Source organism: Shewanella sp. CAL98-MNA-CIBAN-0140, from assembly GCF_040309905.1.
Lineage (GTDB): Bacteria > Pseudomonadota > Gammaproteobacteria > Enterobacterales > Shewanellaceae > Shewanella > Shewanella psychromarinicola.
Genome location: NZ_JBEOPI010000043.1, coordinates 18,141 through 36,849, shown reverse-complemented (window position 1 = coordinate 36,849; position 18,709 = coordinate 18,141). Strand labels below are relative to the sequence as shown.

Annotated in this window: 11 protein-coding genes, 1 tRNA gene and 2 pseudogenes; 11 read left to right on the top strand and 3 right to left on the bottom strand. The window is 41.3% G+C overall.

What is annotated here, in order from left to right; genetic code table 11:
* Window positions 1-96 precede the first annotated feature (96 nt).
* The 5 genes and pseudogenes from AAEY93_RS17795 to AAEY93_RS17775 all read left to right on the top strand — a co-directional run.
* Window positions 97-171, top strand: a pseudogene (locus tag AAEY93_RS17795) (transposase); the annotation flags it as partial.
* A 167-nt stretch (window positions 172-338) separates the two neighbouring features.
* Window positions 339-774, top strand: a pseudogene (locus tag AAEY93_RS17790) (efflux RND transporter permease subunit); the annotation flags it as partial.
* A gap of 280 nt (window positions 775-1,054) precedes the next feature.
* Entirely contained in the window at window positions 1,055-1,927 is an 873-nt protein-coding gene (rluB, locus tag AAEY93_RS17785) for a 23S rRNA pseudouridine(2605) synthase RluB (RefSeq protein ID WP_101030484.1), read from the top strand.
* 193 nt (window positions 1,928-2,120) lie between these two features.
* Window positions 2,121-2,450, top strand: coding sequence for a hypothetical protein (locus AAEY93_RS17780; RefSeq protein ID WP_101030488.1), 330 nt, complete (start codon window positions 2,121-2,123; stop codon window positions 2,448-2,450).
* A gap of 217 nt (window positions 2,451-2,667) precedes the next feature.
* Window positions 2,668-2,753 (top strand) — tRNA-Leu (locus AAEY93_RS17775).
* 475 nt (window positions 2,754-3,228) lie between these two features.
* Here the strand turns inward: AAEY93_RS17775 and AAEY93_RS17770 are convergent.
* Complete coding sequence (locus AAEY93_RS17770; protein ID WP_101030490.1) at window positions 3,229-3,504, bottom strand: HU family DNA-binding protein; 276 nt, start codon at window positions 3,502-3,504, stop codon at window positions 3,229-3,231.
* Between the two features lie 486 nt (window positions 3,505-3,990).
* Here AAEY93_RS17770 and AAEY93_RS17765 point away from each other — a divergent pair, with 486 nt between their 5' ends.
* The 3 genes from AAEY93_RS17765 to rplY all read left to right on the top strand — a co-directional run bounded on the left by AAEY93_RS17765 (window position 3,991) and on the right by rplY (window position 6,635).
* Window positions 3,991-5,418, top strand: a complete 1,428-nt coding sequence (locus AAEY93_RS17765) for a L,D-transpeptidase family protein (protein ID WP_124014107.1) — start codon at window positions 3,991-3,993, stop codon at window positions 5,416-5,418.
* Between the two features lie 261 nt (window positions 5,419-5,679).
* Window positions 5,680-6,231 (top strand): peptidoglycan L,D-endopeptidase MepK, encoded by a 552-nt coding sequence (mepK, locus tag AAEY93_RS17760; RefSeq protein WP_101030497.1) that lies wholly within the window; start codon window positions 5,680-5,682, stop codon window positions 6,229-6,231.
* Window positions 6,232-6,347: 116 nt separating this feature from the next.
* Window positions 6,348-6,635, top strand: a complete 288-nt coding sequence (gene rplY / locus AAEY93_RS17755) for a 50S ribosomal protein L25 (RefSeq protein WP_101030500.1) — start codon at window positions 6,348-6,350, stop codon at window positions 6,633-6,635.
* Window positions 6,636-6,737: 102 nt separating this feature from the next.
* Here the strand turns inward: rplY and tamB are convergent, their stop codons facing one another.
* Both tamB and AAEY93_RS17745 read right to left on the bottom strand, forming a co-directional pair.
* A complete protein-coding gene (tamB, locus tag AAEY93_RS17750) occupies window positions 6,738-10,652 on the bottom strand; it encodes an autotransporter assembly complex protein TamB (RefSeq protein ID WP_351078743.1) in 3,915 nt (1,304 codons plus the stop codon).
* Window positions 10,649-12,439 (bottom strand): autotransporter assembly complex protein TamA, encoded by a 1,791-nt coding sequence (locus AAEY93_RS17745; RefSeq protein WP_351078752.1) that lies wholly within the window; start codon window positions 12,437-12,439, stop codon window positions 10,649-10,651. Before AAEY93_RS17745 ends, tamB begins: the two co-directional genes overlap by 4 nt.
* A 188-nt stretch (window positions 12,440-12,627) precedes the next feature.
* Between AAEY93_RS17745 and AAEY93_RS17740 the strand changes: the two genes are divergently transcribed.
* The 3 genes from AAEY93_RS17740 (at window position 12,628) to hrpA (ending at window position 18,202) form a co-directional block, all read left to right on the top strand.
* Window positions 12,628-13,662, top strand: coding sequence for an isoaspartyl peptidase/L-asparaginase family protein (locus AAEY93_RS17740; protein WP_351078740.1), 1,035 nt, complete (start codon window positions 12,628-12,630; stop codon window positions 13,660-13,662).
* A 170-nt stretch (window positions 13,663-13,832) separates the two neighbouring features.
* Window positions 13,833-14,249 carry a CBS domain-containing protein gene (locus AAEY93_RS17735; protein ID WP_124014104.1) on the top strand — a complete coding sequence of 139 codons (417 nt, stop codon included), beginning with the start codon at window positions 13,833-13,835 and terminating at the stop codon, window positions 14,247-14,249.
* 77 nt (window positions 14,250-14,326) lie between these two features.
* Window positions 14,327-18,202, top strand: coding sequence for an ATP-dependent RNA helicase HrpA (hrpA, locus tag AAEY93_RS17730; RefSeq protein WP_351078737.1), 3,876 nt, complete (start codon window positions 14,327-14,329; stop codon window positions 18,200-18,202).
* Window positions 18,203-18,709 lie beyond the last annotated feature (507 nt).

Here is an 18,709-nt window from a genome sequence, read left to right as displayed (position 1 = left end):
CATGTTAGAAGAATTAAGCAGCAAACCAACAGATTAATTTGGAGTAGATATCCGAACCTTAAAAAGCAATTTTGGTTTTAGAATACTTTTTGGTCTGATGGATATTTTGCTTGCTCAGTCGGCAATGCCTCCGCTGATACAATTCGAAAATATATTCAAGAGCAAGGTTAGTTTATCGATTCATCCCCGCGACTTTCGCTACGATCGGATCACGGGGTTTTCTCGACAGATTAGATAAATCATCCTTAACCGCTCGCATAGCATCATAGGCCTGTGGCACTTCGCTAAACGTTTTACCATTAGCGAAGCGAAATAAAATCGAATTGTGTTGTTCTATAACGGCTGTCTCTAGCTTGATCCCAATAGGCTATTTAGCGATATTTTTACGCACCTTGTTCCTGTTTAATGTGGTGCGACAACCACTAATTACCCGGTTCACTGTACCATTGGCTATTACTGGCGTATCAGCAGGATTATTGATATTGGATGCGCTGTTTAGCTTTAGGGTGTTGTTTGAGTTATCGAATCTATCTGGCATGGTCATCAAAATGGCATTGTATTGGTTGCTCAAATCAATTTGAACACAAAGAAGGTAAGGACGCTGGATTTGCACGGCTTGATCCGTGTGTAAGCCGTGTTCGTCCTGTGATGATGGCGGCTATCACCACTATGTTAGGGATGATCCCATTAATCAGTGATGCCTTTTTGGGCTCTATGGTGATAACCATCATTTGGGGTTTAGGTTTTGCGTCGCGAGTAACTTTAGTGGTGTAGCTAGTCAGGTATAGCCTAGGCCCTAGTGTTTAATATTAAAGTGACTCGTTAACAGCGGCATTTCTTCGTTAATAAGTCACTTAAAGCAGCAATTTTGCGTAAGCATGACTGATATAGTTGAGAAACACTGGTATTTTTTGCTCACCAGCTCCATTCAGCGTATAATCGATGCACTTTTCTAAATTGTATGCGCTCCTTGCGGGTACAATCCTAAAAAGATAATGGAACAAGAGTTATTAACATCTTGTTTTTCATATTTAATCCTTTAAAGAGTCCGCTAATGAGTGAAAAATTGCAGAAAGTCTTGGCCCGTGCAGGCCATGGCTCCCGTCGTGAGATGGAGGCATGGATTGCTGCAGGCCGAGTTAGTGTTGACGGTGAAATATCTGGTTTAGGTGATCGTGTTGAGGCTGATGTCAAAATACGTATCGATGGCCGCGCTATTTCATTAAAATCAGCTGATGACATTGTTTGTCGTGTACTGGCATACCATAAACCTGAAGGTGAGATTTGTTCGCGCAAAGATCCTGAAGGCCGTACTACCGTGTTTGAACGTTTACCTAAAGTGCGTGATGCTCGCTGGGTTGCGGTAGGTCGTTTAGACATTAACACTTCAGGGTTACTATTATTTACCTGTGATGGTGAGTTAGCTAACCGTTTAATGCATCCGTCGAATGAAGTAGAGCGTGAATACGCTGTGCGTACCTTTGGTGAAGTGTCAGATGTCGCAGTACAGCGTTTACGTAATGGTGTGCCCTTAGAAGATGGTCCAGCAAAGTTTGACAGCATCAAACCTGCTGGTGGCGAAGGTATCAACCAATGGTGGCATGTGACCCTGAGTGAAGGGCGTAATCGTGAAGTCCGTCGTTTGTGGGAATCGCAAGAAGTGCAAGTCAGCCGTTTGATCCGCGTGCGCTATGGCATGGTTGAATTACCAAAGACCTTACCCCGTGGTGGCTGGATCGAGCTGACTATTGACCAAGTAAACTACTTACGTAAACTTGCCGGTTTAGAAGCTGAAACCCGTTCAATTTTAGGTACCGACAAACACAGTGTTGCGCGTTCTAAAGTTAAAAGCGCTAAAATCCGCCGTGCAGTGCGTAAGCATAAAGTGGTCGGTAACCATGGAAAACCAAGTCGTCAGCGTAGCTAATGTCTTGATTTAGGTTAATGTGAATAAGGTCGCGGATGCGGCCTTTTTTTGTGGTTTGTTTAACGGACAATTATTTTTTCTTATCCTACTTGTCAAAAAAAAATTCTCAGATATGATCCACAAAATTTACGATCTCTTATGCGTAATTTGACGATTTATGTGCAGTGGTATTTATGTTGATTATCAGGAATTTATGAAAAAATTATTGTCAGGTTTATTAGTATTATGTTTAGTGGCTTGTGCATCAGTACCTAGCTGGCAAGGCATGTCTGAGCGTGAGATTAGTCAATGGAAAGCCATCGGCTTTGATTCGACCCAAGCGCAAAACTGGCGTGTAAGGGGCTTTGGACCTGCTGAATCTGATGGTTGGATAAAAGCTAACTTCAATTTAGACACCGCAACCATTTGGGCTAAAGAATCATTTAATGTTGATGAAGCACAAGTGTGGAGCGAAGCAGGCTTTGAGATTGAAGAAGCCGTGACTAATCGTAGCAAGGGCTTAACCCCAGTGAGAGCCAACTAATCAGATGTCTGTGCTAAACACTTTGTTTTGTTGGATTTTACATCGGATTGGCGTTTTTTGAAGCGTTCAGTTCGATGTGATCAATGTTTTAGTTGCTTGGCCAAAAAAAATCAGTAAAGTGTGCTTCAAGTTAAGCGGGAGGCTAAAGCCGCTCAGTTTATCTTATGTAAAACAAATTAAGTGAGTTGATGTTTTTCTATCAAAGCACACTAAGTTTGCCCGAGTGGTGGAATCGGTAGACACAAGGGATTTAAAATCCCTCGCTGAATAAGCGTGCCAGTTCAAGTCTGGCCTCGGGTACCATTATAATCTCTAGCAATAGAGAGTGGTGTAAAAAAGCCTCAACATTAGTTGGGGCTTTTTTATGTCTGAAATTTGGTTGTAATGGTAACAAACGTTAGAACGGTGAGAGTGATAAAAGCGAACAAGCCTAGGTACTAGAACGGACTTCGTCCTGCTAGTTCGCTACGCGGCTATAAGAGCGGGTGAGGTCTGAATGCTGCAGTTATAGTCTCTAGCTGCTAAGCACTCTAATACTTAGGCATATAAGGTTTTAACGCTGATTTCAGTGACTCTAGCCGCAAATAGCCCTGCAGTTATAGTCTCTAGCTGCTAAGCACTCTAGTACTTAGGCTCTGAATGTCTAACGTTGGCTTCAGTAAGCCCAGCATTCAACCGTCTACAAACCGTCTTCCCGCTACGACTGCAGTTATAGTCTCTAGCCGCGAAGCGTTCTAGTACCTAGGCTTTTATAGTCTCTAGCACCTTGATTTAACGGTTAAGTGTTGATTAAGGTTTTTAAAGCCGGTGATGCTTTAAAGCTAGGTTGATTAAATCCGTCAATGTCTATTGTTTCACCTGTTTGTGGATTACGCCCTAATTTGGGTAAATAAAAACGCAGTTCGAATGTGCCAAATTGGGGAATGTAAATCTTCTCGCCTTCAGTAAGCCCTTGATGAATCACCGCTAAAATTTGCTCTAATTGCGGCTTAACTTGGTTTTGTGGGATGGCCAATTGTATTGCCATTGATTGAATGAGTTGTTTTTTATTCATAAGAGTCTCACAGTTATTATCTGAATGCTGGCTTAAGTACCCGCTAACGTCCCTTATAACAACTCAGGATTAACCTTCATAGCAACTTGATGATAACCGCATGCTAATTGGTTATTTTTTATAATGTTGCTTGATATATGTACACTAAGGTAACGCTTTGGTATTAAGTTTTGTTGCTCAGATGTATCTGTTATTCAATCCTGCTCAACATTTGCCATACTAGAATAGTGGTTTAAGAGTATGCTCAGTCATTACGTTATGCTGTTTATATGCAGTAATATCGTTAACGGGTTTGGCTAACACCTCATGGTCATTTGCAAATGTGCCCATGAGTGTTAACAAGGGTTGTTTTCATTATTCATGGGATTAAGAAACCATATTGAGTAATAGTCGGTGTCCGTTATATCGATTTTTAAACTTTATTAATAGGCTGATTGCGATAAGAGTATGCCTTAGCGTAGAGATAAAAGTGTGATGGGGAAGAACATGAACAGTGGTTTAGGCTTTGTGAGGGGATATAAGTGCGTAGCATGGCTACTGTTATTTATTTCGCTGTTTTTGTCGGCGAATGCACGAAGTGAATTTGATAACTTAACACAAAACCTTTTACTTCAGTATCTTGCAGAACCGACATTAGAACGTGAACAGTATTTAACGACGCTACAAGCGGGCACAATATCTGAGCAACTAGAGTCTGTCGATATGATTCAGTTATCTGTCGCTGATTTTTGGCGTCAAAAAAATGTGCCGTTATCTTTTGATAAGCTCAACTCAGGAGCCAGTATTGTTGAGAAGAATATTAGCTTAGAGCCTGAAGTCGATGATTATCTTTGGGTTGTTAATTACCTTCGTAAACTTATATGGTTATCGCAAACACAATCATGGCCAGCTATTGAACCTGGTGGTTTGTTACGCCTAGGTGATGGTCATCAAAGCATTAAACTGATTAGTCAACGGTTATGGTTGCTAGGCGACGCTATTGAGTATGCTGCTGATGAAGTGGTCTATAAAGAAGACCTAGCGCAAAGCGTTAAACGATTTCAAGCCCGTCACGGCTTAACACCTGATTCGGTTATCGGGCCAAAAACGTTATTTTGGTTAAATCAAACACCATTAGCGCGCGGCCACTTATTGGCAAAAAGTTTTGTGGAAAAAACCGCTTATTCAAGCCAATTATCTCAACCATATTTATTGATCAATATTCCTGCTTTCAACATGGTGTTAGTAGAAGATAATCAAGTGGTACTGCAATCGAAAGTGATTGTGGGTAAGTCGTATAGGCAAACACCAGTCATGCAGGGTAATATTTCAAATATCGTACTTAATCCCACTTGGACAGTACCGAGACAGATATTACGCAAAGATGTGTTGCCTCTAATTCATAAAGACGGCCATTATTTAGCTAAAAAAAAGTTTGATGTGTTTGATTATGAAGGTCACCTAGTTGAGAAAAGTGCACAGCAATGGCAGGAGGCTGCCGTAGGGCGGTTTCCTTATCGGGTTGTTCAACGCCCGGGGACATTTAATTCGCTAGGGCGGTATAAATTCCATTTTAAGAACGATCTAGATGTATATCTACATGACACGCCTAATCCTGAATTATATCGCCAATCTCAACGGGCTTTGTCATCGGGGTGTGTGCGGATTGAAAAAGTACAACTGTTAGCGGATTGGTTTGCACGATATTTGATCATTGATAAGCGCATTTGGAACCGAATGCAATTAAATTACGATAAAACTCAGTGGTTTGCGCTATCTGCTACTTTACCTGTGCATTTGGTTTACTGGCGAGCTTGGGTTGATGATGAACATGTGGCTCAGTATCGGGATGATATTTATGATGTCGATTCCGTTGACGTTATGAGTTTGATTGGCCAACATGCTATTTTTACCGATAAAGTGATCACACAGTAATAATGAAGTAAAGTTAATCACTATGCTAAGGCATTGACCTATCTCACAGATTAGTCTTTATTTGCACATTTACTGTGCAAGATAAAATGACCAGACTTGCAATTATTGTCATTAATGTTTAATTTACTCACCAGTTGGGCAAAAAACCAACAATTCTCAATGTTCAATTCTCAGTATTAAATTATAGAGAAATTAATTAGACATAAACTGTGTTCAATAACATGGTTAACTCCCGAAGATGTAGATTATAGTGGTGTGTAAATGACAGTAGAGTGCCTAACTCGTCGGCAGTTATTATTAGGCTTAAGCGGCGCCGCAGTGGTAACTCTGTTACCTAATACCGCTCAAGCAAGTCGTTCAACTCATGGTGTTAAAGATTTACGTTTTTATAACCTCCATACCGGTGAAAGAAGTCAGGGGAGTTTTTGGGTTGATGGCCAATATCAATCTGAGACACTGATTGAATTTAATCAAGTATTACGTGATCACCGCCAAAATATCGCCGCGCCTATTGATAAAAGATTATTTGAATATTTGTATAAATTACAGACTACATTAGATAATCATGATGAAATTAATGTTATCTCGGCTTATCGCTCACCCAAAACAAATCAAATGCTCGCATCGCGAAGTAACGGTGTTGCTAAGAAAAGTTTCCACATGAAAGGGATGGCGATGGATATTGCTTTACCCGGTGTGTCGACTAAACATTTACGAGATGCAGCGCTTTCTCTAAAGTTAGGTGGGGTGGGGTTTTACCCTCGCGATGGATTTGTACATGTTGATTGTGGCCCCGTGAGGCATTGGGGTTAATTAATCTGCTTGTGGGCTGTTGGTGATTGTGGTAACATCCGCGCGCTTTATTTGAGTCATCGTTGGTCGAAAATGGTGACGCCTTCATACTTTATTAATTATTAAGTGAGTGACTAATGTCTTACACAATCAATGCAGAAACCCGCACAGAAATCGGGAAAGGTTCGAGCCGCCGCCTACGTCATGCAGATCAAGTTCCTGCAGTAATCTATGGTCCAGGTAAAGAGCCTATATCAATCAAGTTTGCACACAAAGACATCATTAATATTCAATCAAATGATGACTTTTATACAACTGATTTAACCATCTCTATAGACGGTAAAGAAGTTAGCGTTCGTGTAAAAGCTATTCAACGTCATGCATTCAAACAATTGATTGAACATATCGACTTCATGTTTGTTTAATTGCTGAGTTGAAAAAAAGCGCCTAAGGGCGCTTTTTTTGTGACTGAATTTTATCGCTAAATTCTATAATAACGCTAAACGCTAAACGCTAAACGCTAAACGCTAATCGATTTCGAAACTATAGTAGATATCCAATGATTGACTTAAGGTACTCGAGACACTTTCTAAATACAATTGTGAAAATAAATAATATCGCACGGTCATTTCATAACCGGGGTTAAATACTCCCACACCATACTTAATCATTAAGTCTTCGCCAACATAACCACTCACGGCCACTTTACCCTCATCGTTGGTATCAAGTTGTACGTTGGAAAAACCAAATTTTTCAACCAGCCCCGTTGCAGTACTGCCAATGCTATTCATTGCTCCACCATCAAATTGAGAGCCTAAACTGAGTGCCGCACCCATCATTAATGAGTTGCTTTGTTGGTTGGTTGTACTGGTAAAGCCTTTACCCGTCAAAATATAAGATAACACCTCAGCTTGCTCTTTCGCGGGGTTAGAGAATAAGGTGACAACTGGACGCATTGGTGTGCCAGTGACTCGAACTCCTGCGGTTATATTGCTGTCTTTAATGTCTCTTGTTGCTTCTATATTCAGGTTTGGCAATGCTGTCGGACCAACAAATTGGACTTCACCGGTATCAATACTTAAGGTTTGTCCCATAAACTTATAGGTACCTTTATTGACTTTGATATCACCAAATAGCATGGGAGGCTTAAAAGCTTGCTGCTGTAGTACAAGATCACCTCCTAGCTTCCCCTTAAGACCCATACCATCAATGGTAAGGTTTTTACCCACACTGATATTTAAATCGGCCGTAACGGCGTAAGGACTGGTTCTAACCATTTTTTCAGAAACGGAATCGTTAAATACCACATCGTTTGATACCGCAACGCCTCCTTCTGCTAATTGAGAGATTTTTATTTGTCCTGATGGCACGTTGACGTTGCCTTTTATCGCAAACAGTTGCTCATCAAAGGTGATATTAATATCTGGAGAGACATTTAAGATTGCTATAGGTGGTTGAATAACAGCTAAATCAGTGCCTTTTATATCAATATCACCACTAAATTTTCCTTGTGGCCAATCGAGGGTCCCTTGAGCGCTCACTTGTCCGTCACCCATATGCCATTGGCCATTGAGTTGCCCTTGTTGGCCTTCTAGTGCCAGTGACAAGTAGATTTTATCGATCAATGTTGGATTGGTTGATAAGGAAAATGCACCGTCGTTGAGTTTAATATTACCCGATACACTAGGATCCATAAGGGTGCCGGATAAGCTTAATCGACTGGATAAAATGCCTTCTAAGGTTTCGATCCTAGGGAAGAACTCTCCAAAAGGAGCCAGATTCAGTTCATTAACATTGATCGTACCTTGTAAGGTGCGATCAGGAGTGATGTTGACACTCAATTGACTTTGCCAACTGGCGATGCCGGACGAATCAAAACTTAATGAAGTAATAATTTGTTTTTCATCGAGAGAGGCTTGTAATAATAACTGCTGGTAGTCGATGCTAATGGTATTATTTTTGGTACGGCTAAGCTTAATGTTACCTGGCAAGAGCGTAAACTGAACATTGGCAGTGGGCTTTTTACCTTTAGCCCAATTAACTTGAGTGGTTAATGCAGCTTCACCGTGCCAGGTAATTTTTTTAGACAACATCGGTGCTAATGATTTACCTGGGTTACCGGTAAATGTCATATTGGCTTGGCCAGTGTGACCCAAATTAACATCATTGATTAAACATAATTTATTGTGGGGATGCACTAAGCAAAAACGGCCCACGCTGCCACGATGATTAAGTTGATCCCAACTGGCAGTAATTTGTTTATCTTGTTGCCATTGTCCAAGAGCATTACTGATCCTGAATTCTGTTAATGTGGCATTGAACTGTTGTTTATCGATATTGCTACTACTGGTCATTTGAGTGTTGATGACCACATCACCTTGAGTATTGAGCTTACTTTGTTGTTGATGTTGATTGCCTTCACTGAAGAATGCGATATCCGTCAGTTTATAGCTGTCCCATACGAGATTAGTATTATGCAGTTCAATCCAATACTTGTGCTGTGCATAGGGGTGGTAATTGGCGCGTAAATCAAGGCTGTCTATTTTACTGCCTTGGTAACTGAATTGGCTGATCTTTGCATTAATATCAACTATTGGGTCTGCACTATTGCCGGTTACATCAACTTTGGCAAAGATATTACCGCGGCCACCTTTTAGCCATTGGCTAACATCGGGCACGCTAAGTTCGGCAGCGATGTTCCAAGCTTTGTTGGCTTGGCCATTGATGACTAACTGAGCCCCCAGTGCATTTGCTTGAAGATTGGTCGCATTAATAGCAAGCTCTTGATTTAATGAAATATCACCTTGTAAATTCAATGGATAACCATTTAAATATCCTGTTAAGTTCGCATCTTGGACTGCCACTTGCCATTGTTTATCAGCGATGGTGCCACTGCTGTTAAAACGGCCACCGAATTTACTTTTGATGGAGGTTTGCTGATTAATATAATCAATGTATTGCAATTGAATAGCGTCGGTAAGCACATTGGCTTGCCATGTTATTTTATCTCGATATGACAGCTGTCCTGTCAGATCTATATTGCCAGCAACGGATTGGATATTAAGTTTATTAATGGTCAGTTTCTGCTTACGATTAACGACATCTGCAATAATAGCCAAAGCAGGGTGGTAAGGCGTGGTCAGTTGCCCTTCAAACTGCGCCTCTTGGTCTTTAATATTACCTTGACTGGTAAAACGGCTAATATTGCTGGTGTACTGCGGATTTTTTAGCGGCCACTGTAATGCGGCGTCGGTAAGCGTTACTTGGTAATCAAGCGCTGCTGTGGTGAGATTCATTTCAGCGGCAAGATTAAAATGAGTATCGCCCTTAGCAATAGCGTTGATATTTAACCGACTTAAGTCTTGGGTGAGATTCAACTGGAGTTGTTGTTGTTTAAGCCCCGGCAATTCAGGTAGATTATCGACATTGGCAACGAGCTTTAATGTGAGTGGATAATGGTCGAGTAAAGCTATTTCCCCCGTAACACTCACATCACCATCATTGTGTTGAATATCCAGTTGGGTTATTCCAAGTTGAAATTGACGAAAACTGGCGGCTAACGCTATATGGCTAAAATGGTCGGTACGTTTACCGATAATGAGCTGACTTTCACTGGCATTAAATTGCCTAACATTGACAGGGAAAGGCATAAATACTTGTGGCAAATTAGCCAGTGGCCATGAAACTGCTTTGGCGTCAGCAGTTTGATTAGTCGTTTTGTTATCTGCTTGATGATTGGTTTGGCTTGCTGATGTTGTATCAGGAATATTGACGATTAGCCCTTGGCTTGTGAGTGATTCAACCACAAGCCCTGTGCTATTCCAGATGGCTTGAGTCGTTAAATTATCGGCATAAAATGTCATGTTATTTACATCAACAGTAACGTGTGCCAATTGGGCGTGGCTAAGGCTAATGTCAAAGGGTAATTCAAGCTCGGTAAAAGGGTCTTCGTTATCACCTGTTTCATTAGCGTTTGTAGATACTGGAATTTTATCGCTGACAATGTTTACATCAATGCTCGATGCAACGAGTTTTGTCACACAAATTTGTCTGTTAATCAAACAGGTAGGCAGCCATCCTAATGTTAAATTTTCTGCATTGACACTGATCCCTGGCATTGACCATGACACGTGATGCAAAGTGAGTTCACCATTTAAGGTGCCTGAGGCATACTCAACGTCAACATCGCTGACAAATTGATTGACTAGTATGACTCCCATTCTACTACCAAATGGGGTGCCGATAATGATGGCAAACAGCATCAATAACACCAAAGGGACATAGATGAGTATTCGGGTATAAAGCTTAACACTGCGCCAAATTCTTGCCGATAGGCTGGTTGATCTGTTTACTTTTTTATGACTTGGCTTGAGTGATTCCTCTGATTGAGTATTTTGCTCATTATTTTGCAAAAGACTTTGCTCAGTATGTTTATCTATCATAAATCTGTTCCCATGGTTAAATGGAAACGATATGAACGTGCGACCGTCTCGGTTTCTTTTAAGCCAAAACCTAAGTCCATTCTAATTGGACCAATGGGTGATATCCAGTGCACTCCACCGCCAACAGATACCACGGGTTCAAATTGCTGAGTATCAAAAGCATTGCCAGCATCGACAAAGGTGGCGACGCGCCAGGTTGGAGTAAGATAGTATTGATATTCTACGCTACCAATGGCTAAATAGCGTCCGCCGACGACCTGTCGAGATAAGCCTCCTTCGCTGTTGGTATAGTCAATATAAGGCCCTAATTCTTGATAACTGTAACCCCGTATACTTTGGTCTCCACCGGCGAAATAACGTAACGATGGTGGAATATTGTTAATATCATGTTTATCAACAATATTGGCCGCTAAGTCCATTCTGGCGACAAACCTGTGCTTATCAAATAGAGTATCAACCCATTTAAATCTGGCTTGTAAACGGACAAGCCGAATGGTGGAGCCTAAGGAAGGATCAGCGTATTCAAGGCTATAAGTTTGACGATAACCTGACTTGGGATCGAGGCTATTATCACCACGAACGGTTTTTGTGAGGTTGTAACCCAGTAAATAAAAACGTGGGTCGAAATCTGTATCGAGTTGATTAAAGAATTCTCTAATAGACTCAACTGAATAACCATGTAACCAATTGCTTTTAGAGCGCCGTTGACGGGTTAATCCAACTAAGTACTTTCTAGACTCTAGTTGACCGGTATTATTAAATTGACGTTTTTCAGCGTCATAATCTTGGGTGACACCATATGTGTCACGTAATATTCCTAGTTTTATTTTTAGTTGATCATCCAAAGGGTGGGTTAATGGAATAGTATAAGTCGTCAAAATTTTAGGTCGTTCAGGAGACCACTCTGCACTGGTTTCTTGATTATGGCCATAGCGATTTATTTGCGGCGTGCGCCAAGTGACTCGCACGCGAGGATCGACACTGTTTTCAGTACTGTTACCGATATCAGCACCTAAACCTACTCCAATAAGATGACTAGGGCGTGGACTTAACTGAACGTTAATGGGAACTACCCTCGTATCAATTTTATCTAATTGTGGTAATACTTTAATGTTACTGAAGTAACCTGTGTTTAATAAGTTGCGATTAAACTCAGTTAATAGCTGTGTGGCGTAAGGCGCATCAGCATCAAAAGGAATTAATGATTCAACAATGTCATCATTGAGAGTACTGCCTTCAAAGTGAACATCACCAAATAAATAGCGCTTACCAGAATTAAACAGTAGGTTAATTTGGGCGGTATTTAAGTCACGATTAATGTTGATTTCTGATTTGGTGTATTGACCATCAAAATATCCTCTTGCCAGCGCTAACGTGATTAACTGTGATTTTATCGAATCATAGACACCGTGGTTTAAGGTATCACCAGGCTTAATTTTTAGACTGTTTAGCCAGAGTGAAAAGGTATTATCTTGGAGCATGTCACCTTGAAAATTAATATCCACCCATTGAATAATGACTGGTTCGCCTGGGGTTATATTGAGGCTTAACTCCCAAGGGCCTTTATCATTCTCTTTAACATCAATATCTAAAATTGCATGGTAGTAGCCCATGGATTCAAGCGCATTATGGGTGTTATCGTCAACGGTAAATAAAAATGCACGCCGCTGAACATCGTTATCTGGCAAGGTGCCTAAATGAGCAACAATGTTCTTTTCAATTTTTTTCGGCACGCCGGTAACGTTAATCGTTAACCAATTTTCGTCGGCCAGCACAAAGCCTGACATCAGTAAGGTCAACGAAAGTAATAGAAATTGGCTAATTTTAAGGCGTTTTGTCGACAAGTTAAGCTAACTTCCCCAAAATTTATGATGATGACCATTGTCGCTACAAAGTATAAAAGTCGCAAGGATATGATTGAAATTACAAGCAGAAATGGTTACAAAGATAAACCACCTTCAAGGATTTTTCTAACATGAATAAATTATATTTAACGATTGCGCTATGTTTAAGCTTAACGTCCAATACCAGTTTTGCGAAAGATGATAAACCTTTTGCTATTGCAATCCATGGTGGCGCCGGCACTATTTCAGCAGCCAGTCTAAGCCCTGAGCAAGAGAAAGCCATTCGCAACAAACTTAAGCAGGCAGTTGATGCTGGATATAAAGTATTAGATAAAGGCGGCGACAGCCTCGATGCGGTGCAAGCTGCGATAAATGTGTTAGAAAATAGTTCATTGTTTAATGCTGGGGTTGGTGCTGTTTATACCTTTGATGGTGGCCATGAGCTTGATGCCTCAGTCATGGACGGTAACACTATGAATGCAGGTGCGGTTGCTGGGGTTAAACATATTAAAAACCCGATTGATTTAGCGAGAAAGGTGATGGAAAGATCACCTCATGTAATGCTCTATGGACAAGGGGCTGAAGAATTTGCGTTAACACAACAATTTAGTTTAGTGCCTAACAGTCATTTTGATACCCCGCATCGTTATTCACAGTTGCTTGATGCCAAAGCGAGTATCATTGAAGCCGAGCAAAATAACGGTGGCGATTATCAGGCGTCAGTAGAACAGTTAAGTGCCAATTATAAATATGGCACAGTGGGTGCAGTAGCACTTGATAAGCAAGGTAACCTTGCTGCTGGGACATCAACCGGCGGCATGACAGCAAAACGTTTTGGCCGTATTGGTGATTCTCCGGTCATTGGCGCCGGAACCTATGCTGAAAATGGCGTCTGTGCGGTATCTGCAACAGGGCACGGTGAGTATTTTATCCGTTATCAGGTGGCGGGTGACATATGCGCTAAAGTTAAATACCAACAAGTATCGATTATTCAAGCGGCTGATGAAGTCATTAATCAACGCTTAATATCGGCTGGTGGAACTGGAGGCGTGATAGCAATTGATCAGCGTGGCAATATCGCTACGCCATTTAATACCGAAGGTATGTATCGTGCAACTCGAAGCAAAGGCCAAGCTGCAACAATCATGATCTGGCGTGACAAGTAAGTTCTAGCTGTGATAATAAGTACCGATTAATACAATCGGTTTTATTTTCTATCCACTGGACCATTATTGACTAAACTTAATCAAGTCAGTACTTGAATGTTGATTCAATATGAATTGATTGACGAGATTTATTATGCACGTCGTCAATTAGCGTGCATTTAGGGGGTTATATGGATTCAATAAAAATTAAAGATTATATGGACAGGCATCCAGTATTATTAACTGCGGATATGTCACTGGCTATTGCAGTAGAAAAACTACTTGATAGTAAGAAAAATGGTGCGCCTGTTATTGATAATACTGGGCTATTAGTGGGCTTTTTGTCTCAACAAGATTGTTTATCTGTGATGTTAAAAAGTAGCTATCACTGTGACATGACCAGCACAGTACAAGACTGCATGAAAAGCCCTGTATTGTCGGTTACGCCCGATGAAAGCATATTGGCATTAGCCGAACAAATGTTAGGGCCTAAACCCAAGATTTACCCTGTATTGAGCGCGGGGAAAGTCATTGGTACCATTAATCGGACCAATGTGCTTAAGGCGATGAATATTTATATGCAACAGTGTTACTTATCTCCAGTCTAACAATCGTTAAAATCAATACCATTCTGCTGTTTTCCTTGCTAGGATCGCTTTTTTTGATGTAAGCAAGGGAATCAGATTTGAATTCGGACCTTCACCCGCTATCTAAGGCGTATCTCAATCTTTGTTATCAAACCGACGCGGCTAAAATTCGTCGTCGCTTGTATCGAGTCAATAAAGAACCCGAGTCTGAAAAAAAATCCCAAACGTTAGCGCAGTTGACTGAAGCCGCGCAGCAAGCCTTCGCAAAAGCGCAACAGCGCTTACAGTCTAGACCGGTTATTGATTATCCCGATGAGCTGCCAGTTTCACAAAAACGAGATGATATTGCTTCTGCGATTGCCAATAACCAAGTGGTGATTGTGGCGGGGGAGACTGGGTCAGGTAAAACCACTCAGTTACCTAAAATCTGTCTTGAACTGGGCTTAGGGACTCGAGGCTTAATTGGCCATACTCAACCGCGTCGTCTTGCTGCACGCAGTGTCGCGAACCGTATTGCTGAAGAACTTAATAGCCCATTAGGTGATGTCGTTGGCTTTAAAGTTCGTTTTGCCGATGCCATGAGTGACAAGAGTTACATCAAACTGATGACCGACGGTATTTTGCTCGCGGAACTCACCTCGGACCGATTTTTAAACCAGTACGATGCGATTATTATTGATGAAGCGCATGAACGAAGCTTAAACATTGATTTTATTTTGGGGTATCTGAAACAGGTATTAAAAAAACGTCCAGACTTAAAAGTCATTATTACTTCCGCCACCATCGATGTAGACCGTTTTTCAAAACATTTTAACAATGCCCCGGTTATTGAAGTGTCTGGGCGTACCTTTGAAGTTGAAACGCGGTATCGTCCATTAGTACGTGATACCGATGTTGATTTAGATGTCAGTGATGGGATTTTTAGTGCCGTTGATGAGTTAATGGCAGCAGGACCTGGCGACATCTTGATATTTATGAACGGTGAACGTGAAATTCGTGATGCTGCTGATTTACTCAATAAACAACAGTATCGCGATACTGAAGTTCTACCTTTGTACGCTCGTCTTTCTTACGGTGAACAGTCTAAAGTCTTTAAAAGCCATATTGGCCGCCGTATCGTATTAGCCACCAACGTTGCCGAAACCTCATTAACCGTGCCAGGGATCCGCTATGTTATCGATCCCGGTACCGCTCGCATTAGCCGTTATAGTTACCGTACTAAAGTGCAACGTCTACCGATAGAACCTATTTCACAAGCCAGTGCAAATCAGCGTCAAGGACGTTGTGGCCGTGTCGGACCTGGTATTTGTATTCGACTTTACGATGAAATGGATTTTATTCAGCGCCCCGAATTTACCGATCCTGAAATTTTGCGTACCAATCTTGCCTCGGTCATTTTACATATGTTGTCGATTGGGTTGGGCGATATTGGCGGATTCCCATTTATTCAGCCACCGGATCAAAAACACATTCGAGACGGTTTTTTATTGCTTGAAGAGTTACAAGCGGTTAAAAAATCTGGGGATGACTTAATCTTAACGCCATTAGGCAAAGACTTAGCCAAAATTCCCCTCGATCCGCGTTTGGCTCGAATGGTCATTGAAGCCAATAAATTGGGATGTTTACACGAAGCATTAGTGATTACTACCGGTTTGTCGATCCAAGATCCGCGAGAACGCCCCACAGATAAGAAACAAGCGGCAGACGAGTGCCATCGGCGTTATGCCGATAAAGACTCTGATTTTGCAAGTTGGGTGAAGTTATGGGATCACGTTAAAGATCAAAAAAATGAGTTGTCAGCCAGTCAGTTTAGAAAACAATGCCGTGATGAATATCTCGCGTATTTACGAGTACGTGAATGGCAAGATCTGTATACCCAAGTAAAACAAGCAGTACATGAATTGAAATGGCGTATTAATGCCAGCGCGCCCAGTTACGAGCAATTACATAGAGCATTATTATCAGGATTGTTAAGCCATGTTGGTTTTAAAGGTGAAAATAATGAGTATTTAGGGGCCCGTAACCGTAAATTTTTCGTTTTCCCCGGTTCACCATTAGCCAAAAAAGGTCCTAAGTGGATTATGGCCGCCGAGCTCACGGAAACCTCACGTTTGTTTGCCCGTTGCTGCGCCAAAATTGATCCAGAATGGTTAGAATCACTCGCGTCTCATTTAGTGAAAAAACAGTATCTCGAGCCCCATTTTGAAGCGAAAGCGGCCAGTGTGATTGCACTCGAAAATCAAATATTGTATGGCTTGATGATAGTCAACAGACGTCGAGTACAATATGGCCCTATTGACCCGATAGAAGCCCGAGAAATCTTTATTCACAGTGCATTAGCAGAAGGGCAGTTACAAACGAAAGAAGCCTTTTTTGTTAATAATCAAAAGCTATTGAATGACATAGAAGCGTTAGAGCACAAGTCACGTCGTAGAGATATTTTAGTCGACGAACAAGTGCTGGTGGATTTTTATGAACCCTTGATCCCGCCAGGCATTTATAACGCGCCGCTATTTTTTGCTTGGTGGAAAACAGCACGTCAACAAACACCTGACTTACTTGATTACAGCCAATCTTTATTAATGCAGCGAAGTGCCGACCATATATCTGCACTCGACTTCCCAGAAATATGGCATAAAGGTAATTTAGCCTTAACTGTCAGTTATCATTTTGAGCCGGCTAGTGTTGATGATGGTGTATCTGTGCATATTCCTGTTGCACTGATTAATCAAATTGATGACAGTGATTTTGATTGGCTCGTTCCAGGATTACGAGAAGAAAAGCTGATTGCATTGATTAAGTCACTGCCTAAAAATCTGCGGCGTAACTTTGTTCCTGCTCCGGACTATGCCCGGGCATGTTATCAAGCAATGAAACCGTTTGAGTTATCGATGCTTGATACTATGTGTAAACAATTATTGCGCATGAGCGGTGTCAGAATTTCTGCAGATGATTTTGAGTTAACTCAACTGGCAGAACACCTTAAAATAAACTTTAAAATTGAAGACGATCAAGGTCGTTTAGTCGCTCAAGGACGTGATTTAGAAGCGCTAAAAGGTCAGTTACAAGGCGTTGTGGCCAAAGCGATCCGTAAAGTGGCAGATAAAGGCATCGAGCAACAAGCGATAACAACATGGTCATTTGGCGATTTACCGGTTCAATATCAACAGCGAAAAGGTAATTACGAAGTCAAAGCGTATCCGGCATTAATGGATAATAAAACCGATGTGTCGATTAAGTTATTTGATGATGAACATGAAGCTAAACGCCATCATCGAGTCGGACTGCGCCGATTATTATTGATTAATATCCCTTCGCCAGTGAAGCACTTGCAACAAGCATTGCCTAATAAGGCCAAGCTGGCGATGTACTTTAATCCGTTTGGGCAAGTGCAGATATTAATTGAAGATATTATTAATGCTGCTGTACAGCAGTTGTTAGATCAAAAACAACTCGACATTCGCAACGAGCAGCAGTTTGAACAAGCAAAAGATTGGGTCCGCCAAGAGCTTAACCCGACTGCAGAGTCTATTGCGCTAAATGTAGAGCAAATTTTGACGATTTATCAACGTATTAAAAAACGTTTGAAAGGTAAAATTAGCTTGGATATCGCGTTTGCGATGAGCGATATTCAAACTCAACTTGATAGCCTCGTTTATAAAGGCTTTGTGGAAGACTGTGGCTGGCAACGGTTAACTGATGTGGGTCGTTATCTGAAAGCTATTGAAAATAGACTAGAAAAGCTGCCAGTTGACCCCGCGCGCGATCGCTTACACATGCACAGCATTGCTAAAGTACAACAGGCATTAACGGCCCAATCGGCCAAAGTGCCACGCTCACAACCCGTTCCTGAAGCCTTGATTGAAGCTCGCTGGATGATAGAAGAGTATCGGGTATCATGTTTTGCACAGGTGTTAGGCACCGCTTATCCCATTTCAGAAAAGCGTGTGTTGAATTATATCAATCAAGTGTAATCTGATGAATTGATCTTCCGCATGACGGCATAAATACAACCGAGATCACTTAGCTGATGTCGGTTTTTTATTGCTTATCCTAAATTGATAAATTATTTAGTACTTAGTCGGCATAGGGCGCTCTCTGGGTAACTATCCTCAGCTCTGGATAAGCGATGGGATAAATCGATAAAACGGGATTATTTCAAGTCGGCAATATCAAACTTACCCGTTTTTGACAACAAGGCTTTTCCCCACGTCAATAGCGAGTCGATGCAACACACAGAGTAAGGCAACAAGCTATTTGATAACCGTATATTATCCTGAACTTAACTAATATGATTGTAGGAAGAATTGTTCTGGACAACTATTCCTGTCTTGATGCTGTTGTTGGCCAACATAATGTTGAACACTTAGCGGTGTTTTTCAAGATAGTGGTTCCTGAAACTCGTATTTTAGGATCAACTCAAGCATTCCACTTTTTTTGTTACCTATCTCTTAAGGAATAACCATGATTTTAAAAATATG

What these genes read in the sequence shown, in the direction of transcription:
- AAEY93_RS17765 (WP_124014107.1), top strand. Translation starts at nt 3,991, where the DNA reads ATGAACAGTGGTTTAGGCTTTGTGAGGGGATATAAGTGCGTAGCATGG.
- AAEY93_RS17740 (WP_351078740.1), top strand. Translation starts at nt 12,628, where the DNA reads ATGAATAAATTATATTTAACGATTGCGCTATGTTTAAGCTTAACGTCC.
- mepK (WP_101030497.1), top strand. Translation starts at nt 5,680, where the DNA reads ATGACAGTAGAGTGCCTAACTCGTCGGCAGTTATTATTAGGCTTAAGC.
- tamB (WP_351078743.1), bottom strand. Translation starts at nt 10,652, where the DNA reads ATGATAGATAAACATACTGAGCAAAGTCTTTTGCAAAATAATGAGCAA.
- AAEY93_RS17745 (WP_351078752.1), bottom strand. Translation starts at nt 12,439, where the DNA reads ATGTCAGGCTTTGTGCTGGCCGACGAAAATTGGTTAACGATTAACGTT.
- rluB (WP_101030484.1), top strand. Translation starts at nt 1,055, where the DNA reads ATGAGTGAAAAATTGCAGAAAGTCTTGGCCCGTGCAGGCCATGGCTCC.
- AAEY93_RS17770 (WP_101030490.1), bottom strand. Translation starts at nt 3,504, where the DNA reads ATGAATAAAAAACAACTCATTCAATCAATGGCAATACAATTGGCCATC.
- AAEY93_RS17780 (WP_101030488.1), top strand. Translation starts at nt 2,121, where the DNA reads ATGAAAAAATTATTGTCAGGTTTATTAGTATTATGTTTAGTGGCTTGT.
- AAEY93_RS17735 (WP_124014104.1), top strand. Translation starts at nt 13,833, where the DNA reads ATGGATTCAATAAAAATTAAAGATTATATGGACAGGCATCCAGTATTA.
- rplY (WP_101030500.1), top strand. Translation starts at nt 6,348, where the DNA reads ATGTCTTACACAATCAATGCAGAAACCCGCACAGAAATCGGGAAAGGT.